This is a genomic window from Rothia sp. HC945, assembly GCF_051370785.1.
Classification (GTDB): Bacteria; Actinomycetota; Actinomycetes; order Actinomycetales; family Micrococcaceae; genus Rothia.
In genome coordinates this window covers 1-21902 of record NZ_JBFCSN010000007.1, presented here as the reverse complement: position 1 = coordinate 21902, position 21902 = coordinate 1, and the positions used below count along the sequence as shown (strand labels likewise).

The following is a 21902-nucleotide window of genomic DNA, read 5'->3' as shown; positions in this document are numbered from 1 at the left end:
TTGCTCTTTTGGTTTAGTTCGACTAAACTAAAAGTACAACGCAGGGGAAGGCAGAACCCCTCAGCAACCGAAAGGACAGGCAAGATGAGCACACACAAGAACCCCCGAGAAGAGGTCACCGGCGGATCGACCATCGCCACCATGGCCGGGGCGATCATCGCCCAGACCCGACACATCGACCTCATCACCGACGATGAGGACCAGCCCGCAGCTGGCGACCGATAGAAGCCGGAACGGCAGGGCCGGGGAGACCCGGCCCTTGTCCTCCAGACACCGACAGGAGAAGGGTAATGAGCGAGAAGACGGCCCCGGTAAACCCGCATGTGGCGGGGGCAGAATACCGGGGCCTTTTACCCGAAAGGACGGGCATGTCTGAGTCTACGTCACAGACGTTTCTGAGTATGAAAGAAGTCGCCGCGCGATGCGGCATCTCAGTCCAAGCGCTCATTAAGCGCGGGATGCCACCGGCCGATGCTCGCATAGGCGATGTCTCCGGATGGACCTCGGAGACCATCGATGCATGGCAGGCGGCCTGGTCGAAGAGGCGACCCGGACGTTACCCGAAGAAGTAGCACAACCTATGACAGTGCGTTGATTCTGCTACATTTGATTAAGCACTAGGTTCTGCTACGGCAAACAGGGCACTGAACGTCTGAATCCGGCCGCGAAACGGCCAGTAGCACAATCGACCGAATCCGCTCAGCGGAAGGTAGGAGACGTATTCAATGGTTGCGTTCATTCTGGCGGGCCTGCTGTGCGCGATGGGCCTCGCCTGCGTCGCCATAGTCATAACCCATCGCCCGTGGCAACGACTCATGTTCTCCCTGGTTGTTTTCGCCCTGGGCATCGGCGTAGGACTTCTACTGTTTTAGCAGCGCCCGTTAGGGCGCAGAGAGGAAAACCATGCTTGAACATCCCAGCAGCACAGCCCGCACGTTGATTACTGGTCTGCACGATGACCCAGCAGCAGCGCTGCGCGACCTAGAGCAGAAGATCAACGACGCCCGCGATGTGTTCGCTCACCAGGTGCGCGAGTTCTCGGACGGTAGGCCGTTCTCCGTGTCCGTAGTGTCGGTCAGCCACACAATGGAAGCACCGGACGACGGCGCTTCATTCGCGACGGCCGTTATCGAGCTGCAAGCGAGGTAAGGAAGAAGATGTGCCAGTACACCACACGATGTCGAGTAGGGCGTCACCTCCCCGGCACTGTGTGTCCTAAAACCGGCCAGGGTGGAGGCCGGGCACGCTCCCGACCTATCCCCCACGCTCCATTACCGAAGCTATCGGAACCGAAACCCACAAAGCGACGCAGCACCGTCGCAACTGAAGGCAAGGAATCGTGGCTGTCAGGTGGCAGGTATACACGGGCGAGTGTCGGCGGCGGCCTCAGCACCGCCGACGTCTTGGTGCTAATTCTGATAACCACCGACTCCGACAAGTTCACCAACGCGACAGGAGCATGGGGCACCGCCCTTATTGCTGTGCTTGTGCTGCTGCCCTTCGCCGTCGCCGTCTGGCTGTCACGACACTGCACCGCATGGAACAGCACGGTTGAGGGGCGATGCGCCAAAGTACGACCGCAACCGCTGAGGCGGTGCGAAGTCTCTTCTCACGACCACGGGGCGCAGCCGGTGACCCTTCATGAGGTAGGAGCCCTTGCTTCCTTCCTGCTCGGGCTGCTCGGAATCGTAACGCTACTGGTCGGGCTGCTGCACTCGGGGGTGTTGCGCTGATGTCAGAGACTCTTGGCGAAGGCATGGAGACGTACACACGATGAAGCTCGGCTACGCACGCGTCTCGACCGCCGACCAGTCACTACAAACACAGACAGACGCCCTCAAAGCAGCCGGGTGCGAGCGTATCTTTTCCGATGTGGCCAGCGGAGCCAAAGCCAAACGCCCCGGCCTCGATGACGCGATCACCTACGCCCGCGAGGGCGACGTCCTGATCGTGACTCGCCTGGACCGCCTCGGGCGGACTGTCCTGGACACCCTGGCGACACTGCGCGACCTGGACGAACGAGGAATCCGCGTCAAGGCACAAGACATCGACCTAGACACGGCCACCCCGGCCGGACGACTGGTCCTGACCGTGATACTCGCACTAGCCGAATGGGAGCGAGACACGATCCTCGCGCGCACGCGCGAGGGCCTGGACGCCGCCAAAGCGCGCGGCCGCGTCGGCGGCCGCAAACCTGCATTGAACGCACAGCAGCAAGACACTGCACTATCCGCCCTCGCGGCAGGAATGCCGATAGCCGAAGTCGCGCGCCTGCTGGGTGTGTCCCGGTGGACGATTACACGCCTGAGAGACCGCGCCCGCGAGGACCAGTAGCCCAGACACGCCCGCCGAGTGGGACACTTCCATGATCCGGTATCGGACGGTAGGATGATGGGCATGACCACGAAGCAACGCGACGGCGTGACTCGGCCCATGACACTGCGCATGAGTCCCGCGCTGCATCAAGCGGCGGCGAAACGCGCCGAAGAAGCCGACGTGACCAAAAGCGCCTGGATCGTCTCGATCATCGCTCGTGAGCTGGGCATCCCCGGCCATGAGCTACCCCGAAAAACCGCATAGAAAAACGGGCGACCCTCAAACAAGAGGATCGCCCGTCATCCAAGAATCAAATCCCGCCCGAGTTTGGCGACATGTGCGGGATTTATAACGAACCGGAGGTTCTATATGCACACCCCACAAGGGGGCTTCTGTGTCTAGCTTAGCACCTAGTCCCACACAGGGCACCACCACCCATTCCCGGAATCTTCTGCCGTCACAGACACGCCGTGTCCGGGTCGAGCACGAACGCAAGCCGTGGGTACTTATGGCAGCGATCCCCGAGGGGTACCGGCCCCGCACACACGTCATGGAATGGCGGCGCGAAGCGATCCGCTGGCTTGAATCCACCTATCGCCGTGCCGACGCACACCGCATACGGCTGCGCCTCATCGACTATCTGGCACGCATGGACGACCCTCGCACACGGACCCTTTATGTCACCTGGTCCAGCACCGCGACGGCGTTACAGATCAGCCGCGCGACCGTCGCACGCCTCTACGCCGAGCTGCGCGAGGCCGGGCTGCTCGTCACCGTCGCACGCGGCCGCAGCGCAGCACACACCCCCCGCGCTACCGGACGCACCCAGAACGAGGCGCCGGTATACGCACTCACGGTGGCAGGCGATCTAACGAGCGATGATAAGGAATCCACACCGGATACATCGCCCGTTGGCACAAATGAGACCCCGGTCCCCGTAGGGAGGTTAAAAGAACACCTACGCGCGGGCGCGCGCGAAAGTTCCCCCAAGTCGAGCCGCTTCGCGGCCGGAATCTCTTCCTGGCAGCGCGCTACGCGCGCTGCATACGCTCACCTCTACGCCCACCGACCAGGACACAACTGGTCACTGCACGCAACGATGAAGCCTGAGACCAGGCAAGGGCCGAAAAGTGCCCAAAAGCAAGTGATCTGGGAATTGAGTTTGAACGTGCAAACACACGTCTTGCGCGCTCGTGACGCATCCACCGCCGCCATCGCGGCCGAAATCCGCCCGTTCATCCTCGCTGGATGGAACGTGGGCGACATCAGCCACGCCCTGACCTACTCCCCCAGCGGTTCTCAGCACTGGCACTCAGATTCGGGATTCTTCCGGGCTGAGACCTGGATGCGGTACCGACTGGCCGAATGGATGCGCGACGGAATGCCCATACGCTCCGAGAGTCAGCGACGGGAATCCGAGCGGGCCGAGGCTGAGGCACGACGCCGTGCCGAGGCCGCCGAGACCGCTGCACGCCGACGTCGGCAAGCGGTGCAAACTCAGTCACCTGTCGGGCCTGGACGGTCCAAGGTCCGGGCGATGCTGGCGCAGCGTCGAGGGCACAACAGGTGAAAGAACGGCGTTACAGCAATACATCTTTACATGAAACCAGTTTTGCTTATGTACACGTTTACAGCTTTACAGTAGGATGGTTGCCATGACACAGATCATTACTCTTCTCAGTACCAAAGGCGGGTCGGGAAAGACGCTATCCACGGTCTTTCTCGCGGCCGCCCTGAGTCGCCGAGGGTGCAGCGTGGAAGTCTGGGACGCCGACGTGCAGGGCAGCGCCAGCAAATGGGCAGCCCGAGCTGCCGAAGACGAGACTCCGCTACCCTTCGAGGTCAAGCCGGTCAACGTCGCGACGTTGAAAACTGGGACTTCCTCAATGGACTTTGTTCTCATCGACACCCCACCGGGTGGCGAGGCCGTCCAGACCGAAGCCGTCAAGCGAGCAGACCTGGTAATCATGCCGACCGTGCCCGGCATGATGGACATGGACCAGATGTGGACCACCTTGGACAACCTCGGGGGCGTCCCTGCGATGGTGTTGCTCAATCGCGGCAAGGAGGGAACGAAGATGCTCGACCAAGCGCGCGAGGCGCTGATCGCTGAGCAAGTCCCCCTATTCGACGGAGAGCCCCGAGACCTCACCCTCTATGGCCGTCAGGTCTATACGAACCCTGAAGACCTCGGCACCTTCGCTTTCATCGCTGATGAGCTCATCGACATCATGAAAGGACTCGCCAAATGAGCAACGACAACCCGCTGCGCCCTCGCCGCACTCGTCCCGATGTGCCCAAGGAAGCAGCCAATCCGACTTTGGGCAAGGTCTACGAGACTCACAACAGCCAGAACAAAACAGCCAAGCAGAAGATCACCGTCGAAATCTCCGAAGAAGCCTACATGCGGCTGCTCATGCTCAAAGGCAAGCACCGGACGCCTATGGGGGCACTAGTCACCGACGCGGTGATGCGCACCTACGGGGAATCAGAATGACGACCCGCGACGCCTCACAATCTCGCACTCATCGCGACCTGTAAACATGTAGATATGTAAACCCGGAAACATGGTTTTGTGTATATGCGGGATCATGTAGTAGCCGAAGGAGACGAAACCATGTTCGGAACACTCTTTTCACTGATCGTCCTTGTTGTCGTCCTGGGTGGGCTGACTTGGTACGGATCACGCAAAACAGCAATGGCGACGCCGACCCGCACCAAGGCCGGATCACGGCCATACACGAAGGTCGAAACGGCGCACCTGCACATGCTGGAACGGCGGCTCACGGAGGGATACGCCTCTACCGAGTTCGGCCCAGACTACGGGAAATGGGGAGAAAACGTCCTCAAAACCCTGACCGGCGAGGACTTGCGACGACTCAAGGAATGGTACGCGGACGCCTACTATGAGCTGAATCAAATGCGAGTTCTGGACGCCGAGCAGGTTGCCGCGAAAGGTTGGGTGACTGCCTCCTTGGTCTTGATTGCGAGGGTCGAACCGATGTCGTCCGAAAATCTGCACGAGTCAGACGCGGAATCCAGCCATAACGCGGCATCATAAGATCTGGGCCACAGCCTGCACCGCTGTGACTCGCACCCTACCTATGAGGCTTACCCATGACAGAACCGCAGACTCACCCGCTCACCTTGGCAAATCCTGCTGTACGGCGCAGCTTGCAAGCCGTGCAGCAGGTCCGGGCTCCAAGGCCCTCCTTGGTGCCGGGGTCCTAGGGGCAGCACATGCCCCTACTCACCCTCACCGTTGAGGTATTCCCACAGCACTGCTTGCAATCGGTCAGCGGCGCGCTCTTCCAGGCGATAAACAACGGGGCGGCCGGTCTTACCGGCCACCCACTCGGTGCGGACCAGTCCGTGATCCTCCAAGAACTTCACGTTGGGGCTGATCGTGTTCGGTGCGATCCCCAGGGCGTCGGCCACCTCACCGCGTGTGGAAAGGCCCTTGCGCAGCATCCGCACGATTCCGACTCGCACGTTCGACGAGAAGACCTCAATGGCGAGGTCTACCTCGTCCGATTGCTCGGGAATGCGCACTTTCAAAGCCATACCTCCAATAGTGGTTGTGATGTACCAATTACGTCCAATACTGGTTATGGTACATCATGCAGTTATGGGATAGACTGTAGGCAAATACCGGCGGCGTAGCCGCACCACAGGAAGGAACTCACCGATGATTCCCGCGACATTTACCGGATACCTGGGCAAAGACGCCGAGACACAGCGGCTCAAAGACGGACGGGCCGTGACTCGGCTGCGCATCGGCTGCAATGACAGCTATCGAGACAACACGGGGGAGTGGCAGCAGGCGGAGACCTACTGGTTGTGGGCCGAAGCATGGGGGCCGCTGGCGGAAGCGATTTCCGACTGGGGCAAAGGAACCCCCGTGATCGTCTTTGGATCATGGCGTGAACGCAGCTATGAGACCAAGGACGGCGACCGGCGCACCGCCCGGTACGTCGTCCTCGATGCGGCAGGGATCAACGTCGCCGCACAGAGCGCCACCGCGCAAGAGACCGAATCCAACCAGCAGGAAAACGACGATCAGTCCTCGTCAACCGAAGACGAAACAAGCACCGGGCAGGAAGACATCGAAGGAGGCAACCCGCTGTGACGCAAACGCGCAGCTCGTGGCGGAAGGTCTGGAAGAAGACCAAAGCTCTAGTGCTGAACCTTCCCGACGACGAAGAACCGTCACTGAGGGAATACTTGTCCAGCAAAAGCGGGAAGAAACCCCAATCTGCTGCGACGGGCGAAGCCGCTTCCAGCGGCCAGGGCAGCTCAAAATGGGCAGCAGCAGCGCAACGGGCAGCGACACCGACTACCGAATCCGAGACGGCCGCCCCGAGTGGATCAGTCCACGGGTGGAGCCCTGTCCCGACGAAAAAGCGGCCCCTCTACAAATCGCTGCTGCGCTGGGTCATCTTCATTCTTCTGTTCCTCTTCCTCCTGGTCGGGTTGCGTACCGCAATTTTCGGCCCAGCCAATCAGCCGAAGGCACCGAGCCTTCCGGCCGAGGCAAAGTTCCCCCAGCAGCAAGCAGCCGGAACCGCCGAAGAATTCGCGACGGCCTACCTCAGCTGGGACGAGAAGTCCCCAGAGAGCCGCATCGAGGCCATGCGGCCCTTCTATTCCGGCAAAGCCGATCAGGGCTCCACCGGGCAGCTCGGCTGGGATGGGAAAGGCAAACAATCAGCCGAGGACGCACACGCAATCCGCCTCGATGCCACCGACGCAGAGCACGCCCGAGTGACCGTGCTTTCGGAGGTGACGACCTATAAAGACGGCAAGGAAGACGGCACACAGAAAATCGCCCTGGAAGTGACCGTCAAGGCCACCGACGACGGATCAACCGTCTACGGGGTACCCGGAATCGTCGGTATTCCCGATCCGATCCAGGCAGAAGACCACAGCGAAGAAGTCACCGAAGACACCAGCCTCGCCACCTCCACCAAGGACGACGCGAAGAAGTTCTTCAGTGCCTACGCGTCCGGCAAAGACCTGGAATCAATCACCGCCCCCGGATCACGCATCACCGGCGTCAACGGGTATTTGGCAGACCCAACGTTGAAGACCTGGACCGTGCAGCAAGGCAGTGGGGATACCCGCACCGCGACCGCAGTCGTGGAATGGAATGTGTCAGGTGGCAGCAAATCTGAGCAGACCTACACGGTCACGCTCCAAAAAGTTTCCAGCGGATCAACCGACCGCTGGATGGTATCGAAAATGGAAGGAGCCCAGTGATGGGTGAATTTACAGACTGGCTACTCGTGATCCTCGGGAACATCTTCATCGTCGTGTTGGCGGTCAGGATGATCGGCTCCTGGATGAAGCGTGAGTACGGAGACATGCTGACCAACGCGGTCCTCGGGCTCATCGTGGCCTACATCGTCTACGACTCTGACGGCGCGGTCGGACTCATGAAGCGAATCGCCGGAATGATTTTCGGCAACCTCTTCTGAGACAGCGATCTATGGCAAGGAAGACGTCATGAGCACCTATACCGGCCGCAACGTCACCAAGCAGCTGAACATCGAGACTCGGCAGCACGAATTCCTGGGCCTGGACCTGGGCGAAGGCCCACGGCGGCGCGATCTCATCCTCGGGATCATCGTGTTTCCTGTGTGGGCGGGACTGTGTTGGCTGATCTTTGGGCCGCCAATGAAGCAAACATCACTGTTCTATATGGCACCGCCGATTCTGCTGTTGACGCTGGGCGTCAAAGAATCCGACCGGAACCATCGCCGTATCAAGCTGACGATGGGGCTGATGAACCTTAGATATATGTTCACAGCCCACCGGCCGGTGGTTCGACTCGGAGCACGTAAGGGCACGAAAAACGAAACGTTGCCTGCCGTGGTCCGGTTCCAGTACCAGCGGATCTGTGAGGCAATCAACCGGCCCGAATGGGCCACCAAAACTGGCCATGTCAACTGGGACCATTTTGCGACGCTTCCGGCAATGGGCTGGTTGTCCCGATTCTCCGGTCGTGACAACGACATGGAGACCGTGGGGCAGGCAATCACCATTCAACCGCAGGCGTACATCTATGGCACCGATGAGCTGGTGCGGATCGCAGAAGACCACCAGACCAAGAACAACAGGAAGGCGAAGCAATCATGAAGCTGAATCCGTTCAAAAAGATTGCCTCAATGGTCGGCTTCGACGAAGCACGCAAGACACCGCCGGTCCACTACCACTCGATCGCTGAGGGGCTGCTGGTCACGGATACTCGTGCCGAGGCCTGGTTCGACCTGGATACAGCCAATCTGGACACCGCCACCGATGACCAGAAGCTCGCCAGCCTCGATGAGGTCAAAACCGCCGCGACGAAGGCCCTGGGAAACCGCGCGTGCCACCTGAAGCTGCTGTGGTCGAACGTCTCCGGGGAGGAATACTACGAGTCCGTCAAAGACCTCTACACCGGAGGACTCGGGGACGGCGACGAATGGGCGAAGCTGTGGGCAAACCGGCTGGAAGACTTGGGCCTGCCCAAGCGCCACTTGATGCTTGGCGTGACCTTGAACGTCAAGGGCACTATCCGGGGTGAGCAAGTCAAGCGAGGCATTGACTCCGCTCTAGGGGAGCATCCGGACCGGATTCCCGAAGACCGGCTTGTCGAGTTCTACCAGGACGCACGCCGGATCATGCGCACGTTGCAGCGCTGCGCATTGCACGCCCGGTTGGCACCGGCCGAAAAAATCGCGTGGATGATTTCACGTGAGACCGCCCGCGCCAAGAACCCGATCCCGCGTAGCGGACAAATCTCCGGTGCGCAGCTGGCCCAGCTGACTGCCTCGAAGGTGCTGCCATACCCGGATCACCTGCGCCTCTACGACGAGGCCGGAGATGTCACAACTTATGTAGCTGTGCTGCCGATTTTTGATTTCCCCGAGCAGATCGAAGTCCCCGGCGACGCGGAATGGCTGCGGACTCTCTCGGCTGTGACTCGGTTGGGGGAGGTTGGTGTCGATGAGAACGGGGAGATGCGTTACGACGACGTACCCGTATTTGCCGATGCCTCGATCCGCTTCCAAGTCCTCCCGAAGGCTCGGGCGATGAAGGTCGTTGACGAGGCCAGGAAACAGGCCAAGGAACAGCGGCGCTCGGCCGAAAAGCACTCGGCCGGAGAAGTCCCCCCGGACATCGAAGAGGCCGAGACCGACAACGAGAACCTATTGGTCGATCTAAAAAATTCCAGCACCACATTGGTCACTCAACACCCGCGACTGGTCGCCACGGCCACCAACAAGGACGACCTGGACGAGAATATCGACGCCCTGATCGCCCATTACGCGGACTTGGGGATCAGCGTCAGCCGGGGCGAAGACGAGCAGCGCGACCTGTGGCTGGAAATGCTGCCCGGCGATACCCTGCGCGTGACTGACCTGGGACAGACCCAAACCGATGTCGGATTCTGGGGCTCCTTCTTCTGGGCCGGTTCCAAGGTCGGTGATCGTACCGGGGGAATGAGCGGATACACCACCGGGACCACGACCAGCCCGTTCCGCGTTTCGATCATGGCAGGCGGTGAGCGCGCCGAATCGACCACGACGGCGATCACCGGAAAATCAGGTGTTGGCAAGTCAACGGCGATGACGTTGATGATGATTTCCGAGATGCTACGAGGGCCGAAAGAAGCCTTTGGCATCATGCAGGACTACAAGGGCGATCTCTCTGGTGTCGTGACCTTGTGCCAACGTTTCGGAATCGAATCGGACGTGATCCGCATCGGTGCCGAACACACCGGCGCGTTCGACCTGTTCCGAGTCTTGGAACCGGCCGAGGCACCGGCAGCGATTCAGCGTGTCTTGGCGCTGCAAGCGATGGACCGCCGTCACATCGAAGTCGCCAATGGTGCCGCGCTGCGCTACGCCAACATTGAACAAGCCGAATCCGATCACCCGACCACCTACGGGCTGATCCAGCGAATGAAGCAGGACAGCAACGCTGACATCGCATCCTTCGGTGAATATCTTGAAGACCTTTCCCACGATGCAATCGGTGGCATCCTGTTTGGTGAGCCGACCGGCTCAACGGCGCTGACCTCCAAGCCCGGACTGTGGCTGTTGCAGCTGCCCAACCTGACTTTGCCCAGTGCCGAAATTTCCCCGGCCCAGTGGGACGCCTCTCACCGCCGCTCGCTGGGGCTGATCCAGTGCGTGACCACGTACTCGATGTCGGTTACCAGCGCGACGCACCTGCGCGATGTCCGAAAGATCGTCGGCATTCCCGAAGTCCACTTGCTGCTCAACGCTCACGGCGGGGCCGCCTTCCTGGACCAGATCGCCCGCATGGGACGCGCGTTCAACACCTCGCAGGCCCTCGACTCGCAGGATTGCACCTCGATTGCCGGGGTGGAAGGTCTGGTCGAGCAGATCAACACGTTCGTGTGCTTCCAGTTCCTCTCCGAGAAACAGCAGCGAGCCGCTGCCGAATTGCTCGGAATGGAGCCGACACCGGAGACGCTGCGGATGATCGAATCCTTGGCCTACCAGCCCGGTTCCGAAGAGCTGCGCAAGGGCCACGCCTTGGTGAAGGACCGGCTCGGTCACACCGCCACCGTCCAATTCGATTACCCCTCTGAGGAAGTCGGTGTGCTGCTGGATACCAACCCGGACGCGGATATTCGCCGCGAACGGTACTACGAGGATCAACTCGACGCCGCCGCATTGGAAGAAAGGATGAGCGCATGAAAACCGCGACCGCCTGGCGGGCCGCAGCGGCCGCCTCCATCGCAGCACTGGCACTGGCAGGGTGCAGCAGTCACGACGACGGCGACGACCAAGACAAGGCACGAAAAGCTGCTGAGAAAGTCGCCCGCGACTACACCACCGGCACCTACGAACAGCAGTGCGAAATTACCCACCCTGATTCGGAGATGTCCTCGACCGATTGCGCATCCAGCGCCAACGCCGACGAAAACCCCTGGCCGGGACACCCGAGCGACATCTCGGAAACCAAATCATGGGACGGCGACGGCTACGCCGTGGTCATCCCGGACCAGCAGGGACAGAAAACCGTGATCGGGCTCAAAAAGTCCGACAACAGCTGGAAAGTCCTCGAGGTCGGATACATCTCCGACGAGGACCAGCAGCACTCGGACCCGGCTTGCTGGGCACTGTCGAGCACGGACGGAGCAGAATGCAATGACTAGCAGCACTGTCAAAACATTGATCCGGTACTCGCCGCTGGGGATCGCCGGGCACTTCCTGACTCACGGGCTGACCTCGCGGGCAACGAAGACGTTCCTGATTGTCTTCTTCGCAATCCTCATTGGCGGGACCGGCATCGCCCAAGCCGCCGATAACACCGAACCCGGCACCGGCATCACCACAATCGTCCCGATGCCGGACTACACCCACGGGGGCGGGAAGACCCTGGTCGAAGACGTCAGCGCCGACCAGTACAAGATCGACAATGGGGTCGATAACAACCCCGTCAATACCTGGCAGAAGTCCGGCAATGAACTGGTCAATACGGTGTTTATGACCACCGTCGAACTGTCCTGGGTGCTGGTGGTCATCACCTCCTGGCTGCTGGGTACCTCCGATGCAGGCGATGATGCTTTCGACCTGGCAGACCTGATTGGAAAGACCGCCAGCGAGACAATGGGCTGGTTGTTCCCTACGGCCCTGGCCGTGGCGGCAGTCATGGCCTGGGCAAACCGGAAGAAGAACGGTGGAGGGTTCCAGGACTTCACCGTTATTGGGATCATCGCCCTCATCGCGACCAGCTTCGTGCTCTACCCCTCGACCTACGTCAAAGGCGTTGAGACAGTCCGCAACGGTGGCCAGCAGTTCGTCTCAGAGCTGATGCCCGAATCCGAGGGCCAATATTCCCACCCGTTCGAGTGGGGCAACCCGGACTACTCGCAGAACACCCCGACCCAAGCATTCGCCCGCAAGTCAGCCGATACCGTCTGGCGGGCCAGCGTGGCAACACAGTGGTGCATGGTCGAATTCGGCTCGACCGTTCCGTGCGAGAAGTACGGACCGAAGATGCTGAAAGAAACGGACAACAAGAAGCGCCAAGACATTATCAAGAAGGAGATTTACAAAGACCCGGCCCTGGGCGGGAAAGACGGAAAAGTCGGCAAATGGGTCCACGGCGAAGACTGGGGCCAACGCCTCGGCATGTCCTTGGTCAGTCTGGGCATTGTGGGCCTGCTGCTGTTTTTGGTCGCCACGCTCGTTCTCTCGGCCGTAGTGGCCATGTTCCAAGCGCTGTTGCTGATGGTCATGGGAACACTGTTTTTGTCCTTGGGCATGATTCCAGGCGCGCCGAGACGGTGGTGCGCAAACTGGGGCCTGGCCCTGGCCGGTGCGCTGCTGGGAAGCATCTCGTCCCTGATGCTGCTTACGGTCTCCTTGGGGGCAGTCACCAATTTGTTCGCCAACGCCGCGTTGAACTGGGCGCAGCAATATGTCTTGGCAGTGATGATCCTCTTCGCTGCGGTGGGGTTGCGGAAGCTGATTCAGTCCTTGGTCTCGAACGCGGCCGATACCTCCGGTGGAGCCGGAACCTTGACTCGCGTGGTCCAAGCGATGACCTTCCGCCGCATGATCCGGTCGTTTACCAACTTGGGCGGCCGCCGTGCTGGTGCTGCCGCCAAGGATGGATCACCCGGTCAGAGCGGACGTAACGGCCGAGCTGGCCGCGACGGGGCCGGTTCCGGCCGGAACCGACCGGCGAATAACGACGTCGTGGCCCAGCGCATGGCCTCGCGGCCGAATAAGGCCGCCGCGCCAACCTCGGCGGCCACTCGCGCCACGACACCGAAGACACCAGCAGCACCGACAAGCGCGACCCGTGCAGCTGCCCGGACTGATGCACCTGCTCAGTCCACGGCAACCGCTGCTGCCTCCACAGCCGCCAGACCATCGGCCGCGACGCCGGGACGCTCCGGTTCGACAGCGGCCGCTGCCCGGCAGTCTTCGCCTTCCGTGGCTCAGTCCTCGACGGCGGCCGCCCATGCGGCCACCCCGAGCGCGACCAAACGGGCCGAGGCAGCCCGCCCGGTCGCCAGCGTGGCTAAGGCACGACAGGCCAAAGCCGGGACCAGTAGCGCAGCACCGCAGACGCAGGAGAAGCGCCAAGTCCAGCAAAGTCCGGTCATGCGCTCGAACGAGGGCATGTCTAGACCCAAACCTCCGGCGACACGACCGCAGCAGGCCCAGCAGGGGCAGGACACCACGGCCGCACGCACGGCAGGCCAGCAACGGCGGGCACAAGTGATCCAGGCCAAGCAAAAGGCACAAGGCCAGAAGGTGGACCAACGAACCGGGCTGCGCGGCGGCCCGCCGACCCACAACCAGAATCCGACACCGAGCAGACGACGGGACCGACAGGGAAGTGAGAAACGATGAGCGATCAGCCCGATCCCCTCGAAGCCTTCGACAAGATTCCCGAAACGGACCACGAGTCAGCCCAGCACGAAGACCTAACGCCACGGCGGCAACAGGAGGACCGGCCGCGACGTCGCGCCTGGAAGCCGCTGCTGGCCGTACTGGTGCTGCTGGTCCTTGTCGGGCTGATCTTGTGGCGCTGCTCCGGTACTAACCGAACCGATCAGTCCCAGGCACCGGCGGCCGCGTCGCCGTCTTCATCGTCTCCGACGTCCACGGCATCCAGCAGCGATGTCGTGGACGGCTACGGCCCCCAAGCCCCGGACTCGACGGAGAAGACACCCTCCTACGCGCCGGTGAAACTTCCGAAGGCAACAGCACCAGAAGTGGATACCCACGATTCCGAATCAGTGATGAAAGCGTTCCTGACTGCGATCAACACACGCGATAAGGACGACGACGACCAGCGCGTCTCCGAATGGGTCAAGGACTACAGCCGCATCGATCTGGCCGACATTGACCCGTATGCGACGAACGGTCTCATGTCCGATAAGGCACCGGCCCGGTCCAGCAGCGTCAAACTCGACAAGCCGACCTCGAAGCAGGACGTGACCACTTCGACCCAAAAGTCGAAGACGGCCACCGTAACCGTCCAGTCCGCCTCCGGCCAGAAAACAACCCAAGAGTGGGAGCTGACCACAGGCAAGGACGGCGACACCTGGAAGGTCCAGAGCGTCCACTTGGTCTCGGTGGCGGGGAAGCAGTAGATCATGGGTGACTTCTTCAAAGCAACGCTTGGCTTCGCGGCCAAACTGGCGCTGCGCAAGCTGCTGGTCCCGCTGACCATCGCCGCCGCACTGTTTGGTGTCCTGATCCTGGTTGTGTTGATGCTGACCGCAGGATCAGCCGGGACCGCTGCCCGCGCCGATTGCGGCGAGGTCGGCTCCAACGCACCCGGAACCAGCACCAGTGCGGGATCGACCACAGGCGGTAATGCCTCAGAGACCGGCAACCAGAAGAAGATCATCCAAGACATCGACGCCGCCGTGTCTGAGGCCGGATACAGCGGCAAGACCACCCGCATTGTCGCGATTGCCGCGATGGGTGAATCGACGCTGGAAAACCTCGGACACGGTGACGAAGGAGCCGGTGTCACCAACCCGGACGGCAGCGCCACCACCTCGAAGGGCATCCTTCAGCAGCAGGATAACTGGGGCTCGCTGGAAGAACGCCTTGATCCCAAGAAGGCCACCCGCTTGTTCCTGTTCGGACCCCACGAGCAAGGCGGCGGCCTCGCAGACCTGGCCGGTTGGGAAGATATGTCCGAAACGGTGGCTATCAACCGTATCCAGCAGAACTCGGACCCTTCCCACTACGCCCAGCAGGGCCGGATCGAATTCGTGGACAAGCTGCTCAAAGAGGCCAATATCGATGTTGACCGGGAAGGAAAGACCCACGGCGACGGGGCCAAGGCCCAGGAAGGCACCGATTCCAAGGCCGAGAAAATGACTGCCGATGCTGGCAACTGCGTCGGCAGCCCTGGCAGCGGCGAACCGGGAGGGGCACCGGGTGGGAAGGACACCTACCCGATTACCGGAGTGCCTGGACCTGGCTCCTACACCGAAGACGGAGCCGGATTCTTCAAGGGCGAATGCACCTCCTACGCCATGTGGAAGCTGGCCGAGCACTACGGGGCCAAAGGCGATCCCGGCTCCTGGCCGGTCGGCAACACCAAGGGCGGTTCCGGCACCCAATTGGGCAACGGTGCCGAGTGGCGTTCCGGCTGGGAGGCACGCGGCTGGAAAGTCTCGACCACCCCGACCGCGAATTCTGTGGCCTGGTGGGGTGCAAACGGTGCCCAGGGTATCGGAGAAGCCGGGCACGTCGGCTGGGTCGATGCGGTCAAGGACGACGGCAGCTTTGAAATTAGCGAGTACAACAACGTGGGCCTGGCACCGCCAGGGCACAAATACGATCACCGTCCCTCGGTCAAGATGGACGACCCGCAAGCACCCAACGCGTTCCTTGTCCCCCCGGATAAGGACAAGCTCTAAGGAGAGGAACCATGACCACCACAACAGACGTGATCCTTCACGGAACGATCAGCGAGACCGAAGCGACCCTGACAGCAGCCGGGACCAGCCGGACGGCCTCAGCCCACGACATCGAGGATGCCCGCACGCAGCTAATCCAGCTGGTCCGGGAGGCCGCCCCGTCCTATCCGTTGGCGGTCATCGTCAACGCCGGGGAAGAAGCCTTCACGATGGAATCGGCAGAAAGCATCCAAGAGACCGACCCGCAGAGCCTTCGTACCGACTCGACCCCGGCACCGGCCCAGGAGGAACAGCAGGCGGACGAGGACGTTCCCCACTGGGACGATGATCTGCAAGAAGACTTGCTGCCACCGATCGAACCGGAGAGTCACGGATCGACCAAGGCACCGGCGCAAGAACGACCGGAACCGGCAGCGGTGGCACCAACTGAACCACCGGCAAAGCAGCCGGTCGAAGCCGATGTGCCGACCGCCCAGGACTTCTATTCGACTCGCCCCGAGGTGGCGGTGAAACCTGCCCAGGAAGGGTGGCGAGGAATCCTGAACCGTATTGGGTTCAACCTTCCCCCTGGTGAGCACGAAAAGACCATTCGGGACAATACTCAAAGTGTCCAGCAGGGGTTGCGTTCCCACCGGACGGCAATGGTTGTAAACCTCAAAGGCGGGTCAGGGAAAACGACCATGACCTATTTGCTCTCATCCGTTCTTGGTCGTGTTCGCGGCGGAATGGTGCTGGCATGGGATAACAACGAAAACCGGGGCACTCTCGCCTATCGCTCACCCGTCGAATCGAATACGAGAAATACGGCGATTGATCTGCTGGCCGAACAGGAATTCTTCACAGGATCAGGGCAGATGACGGAACTTGTGAATTTCGTTCGCCACCAAGGCCCGAATAAATTTGATCTGCTCGCATCTCAAGATTCGGGGAGCGACCGGCCGGTGATCGACGGGGCAGGGTTCCGGTCACTGCACAATATTCTCCGGTCCTTCTACAGGCTTATCATTGTCGATACCGGAAATGCTTCCAATGCCAGTACATGGCAGGCGGCCGCTGAAGTGGCCGATGAATTCGTGATGGTCTGCGAGAACGCCGACGATTCCGCGCAAACAGTCGCATCTACCATTGATGCACTGAATTCTGCTGGGTATTCCGAAGTGGTCAAGAATTCTGTTGCTGTGGTCATTGATTCCCACGCTGGAACGACCGCTCAGCAGCGCCAGGACCGCAAGGCGCGCCTGGAGAGGATCACCGATCACCTGGGATCAATCGTGCGCACCGTCCATGTCGTTCCCTTCGAGCCGGCACTTGCCGATGGGGACCGGATCGAGTGGGATCGACTCTCCCCGGCCATGCGTGATGAGCTGCTGGCCGTGGCGGCATCAGTCATCGACGGATTGCAGGATGACCCCCTCTCGACCAGTGGATCACCGGGGCACTGATGAGCCACCAGCACACAGATAACAACGACCCCACCAGCTACTGGTGGGGTCGTTGTTTTAACCCCTCCCGTACCCTCCCCACACCCTCGACCAGAGACGAATACACCTATAAAATAGGGTGTAAACTGCCTGTACAACCGATTTTATACCTGGAACCCCGCCACCATGCCCCACGAGACGCCTCCACCACAAACACCACCCACTCTCTTCGTCCCTCATCAAGTGGGTGGTGTTTGTGGTTACGGCTTGGTGCATGGTGGCGGGGTTCTTTATCGGTAGAAAATCGGTTGTACAGGCAGAGAGGTCGAGGGTGTGGGGAGGGTGTAGAAGGTTGGTTGTTGTGAAGGTGTTGGAGTGTTCAAGAGGTCTGTTGGGAGGTTGGTTGTTGTGGCGGTGATGGACAGGGATCGAGAGTTGTTGGGGTTTATGAGTCAGTGGCGGTTCATGGTGTTGTCTCAGGTGCAGCGGTTCTTGGGGTCGAGTTATCAGGTGGCTGCTCGGAGGTTGCGTGCGTTGGTGGCGGCGGAGTTGGTGAGGGTGTCTGTTCCGTTGGGGGATCAGCGGAAGGCTTATTGGGTCTCGTATGAGGGGTTGCGGTTTTTGGGTGTTGAGCCTGAGAGGTCATCGCGGGGGGCTGGGCCTATGTTGGGTCAGTTTGACCATGATCGGATTCTTGTTGATCTTGCTCTTTCGTTTCGGGAGCGGAGCCCGCAATATTCCATTTACGGTGAAGCCGGTATGCGGCGCGTGGACACTATGCGGTTGGCTGAGGGGGAAGAGCCGGAATTTGCTTTGTCTCGGTGGAGATTTGGAAAGTTTGTACGTGTTTATCCTGATATGGTTGCTGTAGGGGGCGGGGGGCGTTTCTATATTGAGTATGAACACACAAAGAAGGACCGTCAACGTATGCATTCTTTAATGGGGGCAATGCTGAATTCGGATAAGGTGTCGGCGGTGAAATATTATGCTTCGCACCGCGCCTATCCCCAGCTGCAACGAATCTGTTCTGAGAGCTTTCCCGATATGCCGATGGTTGGCGGTAAACCGAAAATTCAAGTGGAGTTGTACGATGAGTTGGAATCTGGTGTCGTGTCGTGAATGAGCCGAAGAGTAATCCGCGTGTAAGGATACGGGGTAGAAACGCAACGCAAGGCTATTCCGGGAATGGTGATTCTCGGTTGGATGCCGAGGCGTGGAAGCGGCTTGTCTTCGGTGTCTTTACGGTTATCAATCCGCTGATGGTGGTACTTGCTGCGCTGGCAACGGTCGGGCTGACGCGGCTGCGCCGCGTGCGAATGCGCTGGGTCATCCTCGGTTCGGCCGTGCTGCTGTTTGTGTTGCTTCTGGTCGGAGCCGTCAAGGCGTATACGGCGGTCTACGTGGACCTGCTGCACACGGTGACGGCCCTGGATCGAGTGGGCACGATCAAGACTGATTTGGGGCACTTGATCGCGACTCACTGGCCGGTGTGGCTGCTGGGTCAGCTGCCGGTCGCTGCCGTTGGTGGAATCCTCATCGGGTCCGTGATCGCCTGGCGGCGGGAACGGTATCGAGCTGACTGGCGCGAGGAAGCCAAACGCAAGCCTGCCAGTCGCGCGAAGGTGGCGAAGGCGACCGAGAAGATGCCTTCTATCATCACGGACCAGAAACCGCAGCACATGGACGATGTGCGGCTTCAACTCGGCCTGGACGAGAAGACCATGACGCCGTTCCCGATGACGATTGGTGATCTCCGCTTTCACGCGTTCATTCCAGGGCCTACAGGTGTCGGTAAATCGACCACGCTGGGACAGATCGTGCGCAGCGTCAGCGAGGGTGAGGTTGTTCGACCGTTCCGTATTGGCACCGTGTATATCAACCTGAAACCAGACGCCAAGCTGACGAAATCACTGCAAGACTTGGCCCAACGCACCGGACGACGCTTCCACCGCATTACCGAAGACGGCCGAGGGTCCACGACGACGTACAACCCAATGCGCCACGGCACTGTCGAGGAAAAACGCGACCTGCTGGTGTATGCGGAAGAGAACGCGGCCAAGGGCGGATTCTCGGAGCCTCACTACTACGCGACTGCTATGCGCTTTACTCTGCTTTCGATGCGAGCACTCGAGGTTCTGGTCCACACCGGGGCAACCTACACCTCGGGAGGGAAGGCTCGGCCGTGGAAAATGGACATCGCCCACCTGGTGCGGGCTATGCGTATGCCCATACTCGAACACGTCGCAAATTCAGGTGGAGACCCGGAGCTGTCCGAGCAGCTGAACACGTATTTTGCCGAAATCAAAGAAGACAAGGACACCGCAAGCGGTGTCGGCGGCATACGGACCCGGTTCGCGAACATCGCCGAAGGGGCTGCACGAGCGGTCCTCACAGAGGACGAGGGCGGCCTCGACCTGGCCGAGGCCGTGCGAGGCGGGGACATCGTGCTCTTTGACCTCCATGCAGCGACGGACGCGATCGATAGTCAGTACATCGCCAACCTGGCGATCTCCGACTACAAGGCATGCATGTCACGACTGGCCGAGGAAGGCTGGCATGGCTCATCCGACAACCCGAAGCGACTGAATCTACTCATCGTCGACGAGTTTGGCTCACTGGGAGGAACAGCGTTGTCGGCATTGCTTGAACAATCCCGTGCTTGGGGTGCATCCGTGCTCCTGACATTGCAAGCCTACGGGGCAATGAAGGATAAATTCGGAGACGCGTTCCGCTCCGATGTCATGACGAACACCAACGTGAAAGTGCTTCATCAACAGGAAGAAGGCGCGGACGAGCTAGCGAGCTTCGTCGGTACCGACACTGTATGGATTGAGACGCTGCAAACGTACGAGAACCGGGACATGCTCGGGGCTCAGTCCGAGGCCAGCGGGCAAGGCACCCTCCGCAGGGGCGAGCAATTCAGCTTCCACCCGAACGAGTTCAAAAAGCTCGAAGTCGGTGAAGCAATCGTGCTGACTCGCATCGACCGCAAAGCGGCAAAGGTCAAAATCCTTGCTGGCAAGGACCAACCAGCCAAACCGCAGAAACAGATCGAGGCCCAGCCCGCCACGGACGACGAGGCTCCCGATCCGGAGCAGCAGCCACAGCCCACACCCGATCCGTGGGCGGCGGCCGCAATCCAAGCACCGACGCAGAGGCCAGACGCGCCGTCATGGGCGAACGAACCTATCGATGACGACGACATGCCGCCGATCCACGAATAACCAGAACAGAGAAGGAATCAGGCAATGAGTGAAGACTTTTTCCAATACGCGGAATCCCAAATGGGCGGATCAGCCGATGCGACGGTGAGCACCCCGTACACGTGCTGGGCCGCTAGCGGTGCGTGTGCCACCCTGCCGCAGGCAATGAACGAAGCCACGGAGATGATCCATTCCGTGGTCTCCAAAAACGCTCTCGCACATTCACGCGAAGCATCAGCACGCGGGGACACCATCGAAACGCGATGGCTGACCACCAGCCACCAAGTGACCCGGATTGAAGGTACGGAGAAAACTCCGGCGACTTATATCGTGACGATGGTAGCCACCTTGGAAATGCGGCACTGTGGCCCGGACGAATCGGGTCATGTCGGACTGGAATAGGCGAGTCCAGAGGTGGATACGTTCGCGGGGGGCTCCCGCCGCCCCCCGCTGACCCCCGCACGCCAAGGAGGGCCTTGGAGCCCGGCCGACGTCGTACTCGCTGGCGCTCCGTGCGACGCCGGATAACCGACTGTGGGCCAGTCAGCGCGTGGTCATTGGATCGGGAGCGTAGGCGAGGGAATAGAAGGTGATGGAGTCGGGCCGGATCAGTCGTCCGGGAAGCAAGAACTTGGAACCAGATAGAACGTTTCCGAATGCCAGTGATCCCCGAGGCACGGCAGCAAAGACGGGAGAAGACGCGGAGGAAGCAATCAGTGCGGAGGTGATGGTCAACGGGAAACAGGCCAAGTAGGGTTGCTTTTTTGATTTAGTTCGACTAAACTAAAAGTACAACGCAGGGGAAGGCAGAACCCCTCAGCAACCGAAAGGACCAGCATTATGCGTACCGACTCTCGATACGGAATGGTGAACACGCTTCTTGATCAGGAGCGCGGCCTGGTGATCCTCGAAGGCGATTCTGTGATCGTCCTTCGAGGGGCGAACCTCGCCCGCTTCCGTGACCGGCTCGGCCTTCACTGTGACTGCGAAATCGTGGGACCAGCCAGCGAACAGGAAGACCCCAACCCCTACAGCGACGACCAGTGCCGCGCCTGCGGGAATCTCCCCGCCTTGATCTGCCTTATCTGCGCACGGCAAGGACGGCCGGACTGCCCGCACGTGCGCCGCCCGGCGATGTACTGCGATATGTGCTCGATGGTCTACCCCGCCGTCGCCGCGTGTGTTGACGAGCACGAGGCGGCCTTCATTGAGTGCCGCGAACAGGCTGGAGAATCGCACGGGCTCAGCTCGGCCGACTTCGTGTACATGTGGGCCGCAGGCGACGCGGCAGACGAAGCCAGCCCCGCAGAGCTTCGCGGTATGGCGGGTTTCCTGCACGGGTGGCAAACGCAGTCCGGGGCAATCTGGCCACTGCCAGAAGTCGAATAGCGCCGATTGAGTATCGAAGGGGCCGGGGTATCCCGGCCCCTTTATGTATCCAAAAGCGTACGAAAAATCGGGCGAAGGGTTGCTCTTTTGGTTTAGTTCGACTAAACTAAAAGTACAACGCAGGGGAAGGCAGAACCCCTCAGCAACCGAAAGGAC

Annotated in this window: 24 protein-coding genes; 23 read left to right on the top strand and 1 reads right to left on the bottom strand. The window is 60.6% G+C overall.

Features of this window, described 5'->3' with window-relative positions; translation table 11 throughout:
* Positions 1-84: 84 nt before the first annotated feature.
* From AB0Y14_RS12375 to AB0Y14_RS12335, 9 genes are all read left to right on the top strand, one after another.
* The gene (locus tag AB0Y14_RS12375) at positions 85-225 is read left to right on the top strand and encodes a hypothetical protein (protein ID WP_436589562.1); all 141 of its coding nucleotides are present in this window, start codon (positions 85-87) and stop codon (positions 223-225) included.
* Between the two features lie 500 nt (positions 226-725).
* The gene (locus tag AB0Y14_RS12370) at positions 726-872 is read left to right on the top strand and encodes a hypothetical protein (RefSeq protein WP_436589561.1); all 147 of its coding nucleotides are present in this window, start codon (positions 726-728) and stop codon (positions 870-872) included.
* Between the two features lie 31 nt (positions 873-903).
* Positions 904-1149: a hypothetical protein gene (locus tag AB0Y14_RS12365; protein WP_436589560.1), complete on the top strand. Its 246-nt coding sequence runs from the start codon at positions 904-906 to the stop codon at positions 1147-1149.
* A 624-nt stretch (positions 1150-1773) separates the two neighbouring features.
* Positions 1774-2334 carry a recombinase family protein gene (locus AB0Y14_RS12360; RefSeq protein WP_436589559.1) on the top strand — a complete coding sequence of 187 codons (561 nt, stop codon included), beginning with the start codon at positions 1774-1776 and terminating at the stop codon, positions 2332-2334.
* 63 nt (positions 2335-2397) lie between these two features.
* Positions 2398-2580: a toxin-antitoxin system HicB family antitoxin gene (locus AB0Y14_RS12355; protein WP_436589558.1), complete on the top strand. Its 183-nt coding sequence runs from the start codon at positions 2398-2400 to the stop codon at positions 2578-2580.
* A 904-nt stretch (positions 2581-3484) separates the two neighbouring features.
* Positions 3485-3886, top strand: a complete 402-nt coding sequence (locus tag AB0Y14_RS12350; protein ID WP_436589557.1) for a hypothetical protein — start codon at positions 3485-3487, stop codon at positions 3884-3886.
* Between the two features lie 85 nt (positions 3887-3971).
* A complete protein-coding gene (locus tag AB0Y14_RS12345; protein WP_436589556.1) occupies positions 3972-4568 on the top strand; it encodes an AAA family ATPase in 597 nt (198 codons plus the stop codon).
* Positions 4565-4813 carry a hypothetical protein gene (locus tag AB0Y14_RS12340; protein ID WP_436589555.1) on the top strand — a complete coding sequence of 83 codons (249 nt, stop codon included), beginning with the start codon at positions 4565-4567 and terminating at the stop codon, positions 4811-4813. Before AB0Y14_RS12345 ends, AB0Y14_RS12340 begins: the two co-directional genes overlap by 4 nt.
* A gap of 120 nt (positions 4814-4933) precedes the next feature.
* Complete coding sequence (locus AB0Y14_RS12335) at positions 4934-5377, top strand: hypothetical protein (protein ID WP_436589554.1); 444 nt, start codon at positions 4934-4936, stop codon at positions 5375-5377.
* A gap of 185 nt (positions 5378-5562) precedes the next feature.
* Here AB0Y14_RS12335 and AB0Y14_RS12330 read toward each other — a convergent pair whose 3' ends face one another.
* Complete coding sequence (locus AB0Y14_RS12330; protein ID WP_436589553.1) at positions 5563-5880, bottom strand: ArsR/SmtB family transcription factor; 318 nt, start codon at positions 5878-5880, stop codon at positions 5563-5565.
* Positions 5881-6004: 124 nt separating this feature from the next.
* On the opposite strand from AB0Y14_RS12330, the gene AB0Y14_RS12325 reads away from it, so the two are divergent.
* From AB0Y14_RS12325 to AB0Y14_RS12260, 14 genes are all read left to right on the top strand, one after another.
* The gene (locus AB0Y14_RS12325) at positions 6005-6445 is read left to right on the top strand and encodes a single-stranded DNA-binding protein (protein WP_436589552.1); all 441 of its coding nucleotides are present in this window, start codon (positions 6005-6007) and stop codon (positions 6443-6445) included.
* On the top strand, positions 6442-7575 hold the full coding sequence (locus tag AB0Y14_RS12320) for a conjugal transfer protein (protein WP_436589551.1): 1134 nt from the start codon (positions 6442-6444) through the stop codon (positions 7573-7575). The genes AB0Y14_RS12325 and AB0Y14_RS12320 overlap by 4 nt, the downstream gene beginning before the upstream one ends.
* The gene (locus AB0Y14_RS12315; protein WP_436589550.1) at positions 7575-7793 is read left to right on the top strand and encodes a hypothetical protein; all 219 of its coding nucleotides are present in this window, start codon (positions 7575-7577) and stop codon (positions 7791-7793) included. The genes AB0Y14_RS12320 and AB0Y14_RS12315 overlap by 1 nt, the downstream gene beginning before the upstream one ends.
* Before the next feature lie 28 nt (positions 7794-7821).
* On the top strand, positions 7822-8454 hold the full coding sequence (locus AB0Y14_RS12310; RefSeq protein ID WP_436589549.1) for a hypothetical protein: 633 nt from the start codon (positions 7822-7824) through the stop codon (positions 8452-8454).
* Positions 8451-11027 carry an ATP-binding protein gene (locus AB0Y14_RS12305; protein WP_436589548.1) on the top strand — a complete coding sequence of 859 codons (2577 nt, stop codon included), beginning with the start codon at positions 8451-8453 and terminating at the stop codon, positions 11025-11027. Before AB0Y14_RS12310 ends, AB0Y14_RS12305 begins: the two co-directional genes overlap by 4 nt.
* On the top strand, positions 11024-11488 hold the full coding sequence (locus AB0Y14_RS12300; protein ID WP_436589547.1) for a hypothetical protein: 465 nt from the start codon (positions 11024-11026) through the stop codon (positions 11486-11488). Before AB0Y14_RS12305 ends, AB0Y14_RS12300 begins: the two co-directional genes overlap by 4 nt.
* Positions 11481-13700, top strand: a complete 2220-nt coding sequence (locus AB0Y14_RS12295; RefSeq protein ID WP_436589546.1) for a hypothetical protein — start codon at positions 11481-11483, stop codon at positions 13698-13700. Before AB0Y14_RS12300 ends, AB0Y14_RS12295 begins: the two co-directional genes overlap by 8 nt.
* Positions 13697-14446: a hypothetical protein gene (locus tag AB0Y14_RS12290; protein ID WP_436589545.1), complete on the top strand. Its 750-nt coding sequence runs from the start codon at positions 13697-13699 to the stop codon at positions 14444-14446. The genes AB0Y14_RS12295 and AB0Y14_RS12290 overlap by 4 nt, the downstream gene beginning before the upstream one ends.
* 3 nt (positions 14447-14449) lie before the next feature.
* Entirely contained in the window at positions 14450-15733 is a 1284-nt protein-coding gene (locus tag AB0Y14_RS12285; RefSeq protein WP_436589544.1) for a CHAP domain-containing protein, read from the top strand.
* Between the two features lie 209 nt (positions 15734-15942).
* Complete coding sequence (locus tag AB0Y14_RS12280; RefSeq protein ID WP_436589543.1) at positions 15943-17175, top strand: MinD/ParA family ATP-binding protein; 1233 nt, start codon at positions 15943-15945, stop codon at positions 17173-17175.
* A 354-nt stretch (positions 17176-17529) separates the two neighbouring features.
* Positions 17530-18273 (top strand): hypothetical protein, encoded by a 744-nt coding sequence (locus tag AB0Y14_RS12275; protein ID WP_436589542.1) that lies wholly within the window; start codon positions 17530-17532, stop codon positions 18271-18273.
* Between the two features lie 80 nt (positions 18274-18353).
* Positions 18354-20378, top strand: coding sequence for a type IV secretory system conjugative DNA transfer family protein (locus tag AB0Y14_RS12270; RefSeq protein WP_436589541.1), 2025 nt, complete (start codon positions 18354-18356; stop codon positions 20376-20378).
* Between the two features lie 24 nt (positions 20379-20402).
* The gene (locus tag AB0Y14_RS12265) at positions 20403-20759 is read left to right on the top strand and encodes a hypothetical protein (RefSeq protein WP_436589540.1); all 357 of its coding nucleotides are present in this window, start codon (positions 20403-20405) and stop codon (positions 20757-20759) included.
* Positions 20760-21197: 438 nt separating this feature from the next.
* Positions 21198-21746: a hypothetical protein gene (locus AB0Y14_RS12260; RefSeq protein WP_436589539.1), complete on the top strand. Its 549-nt coding sequence runs from the start codon at positions 21198-21200 to the stop codon at positions 21744-21746.
* Positions 21747-21902: the final 156 nt, after the last annotated feature.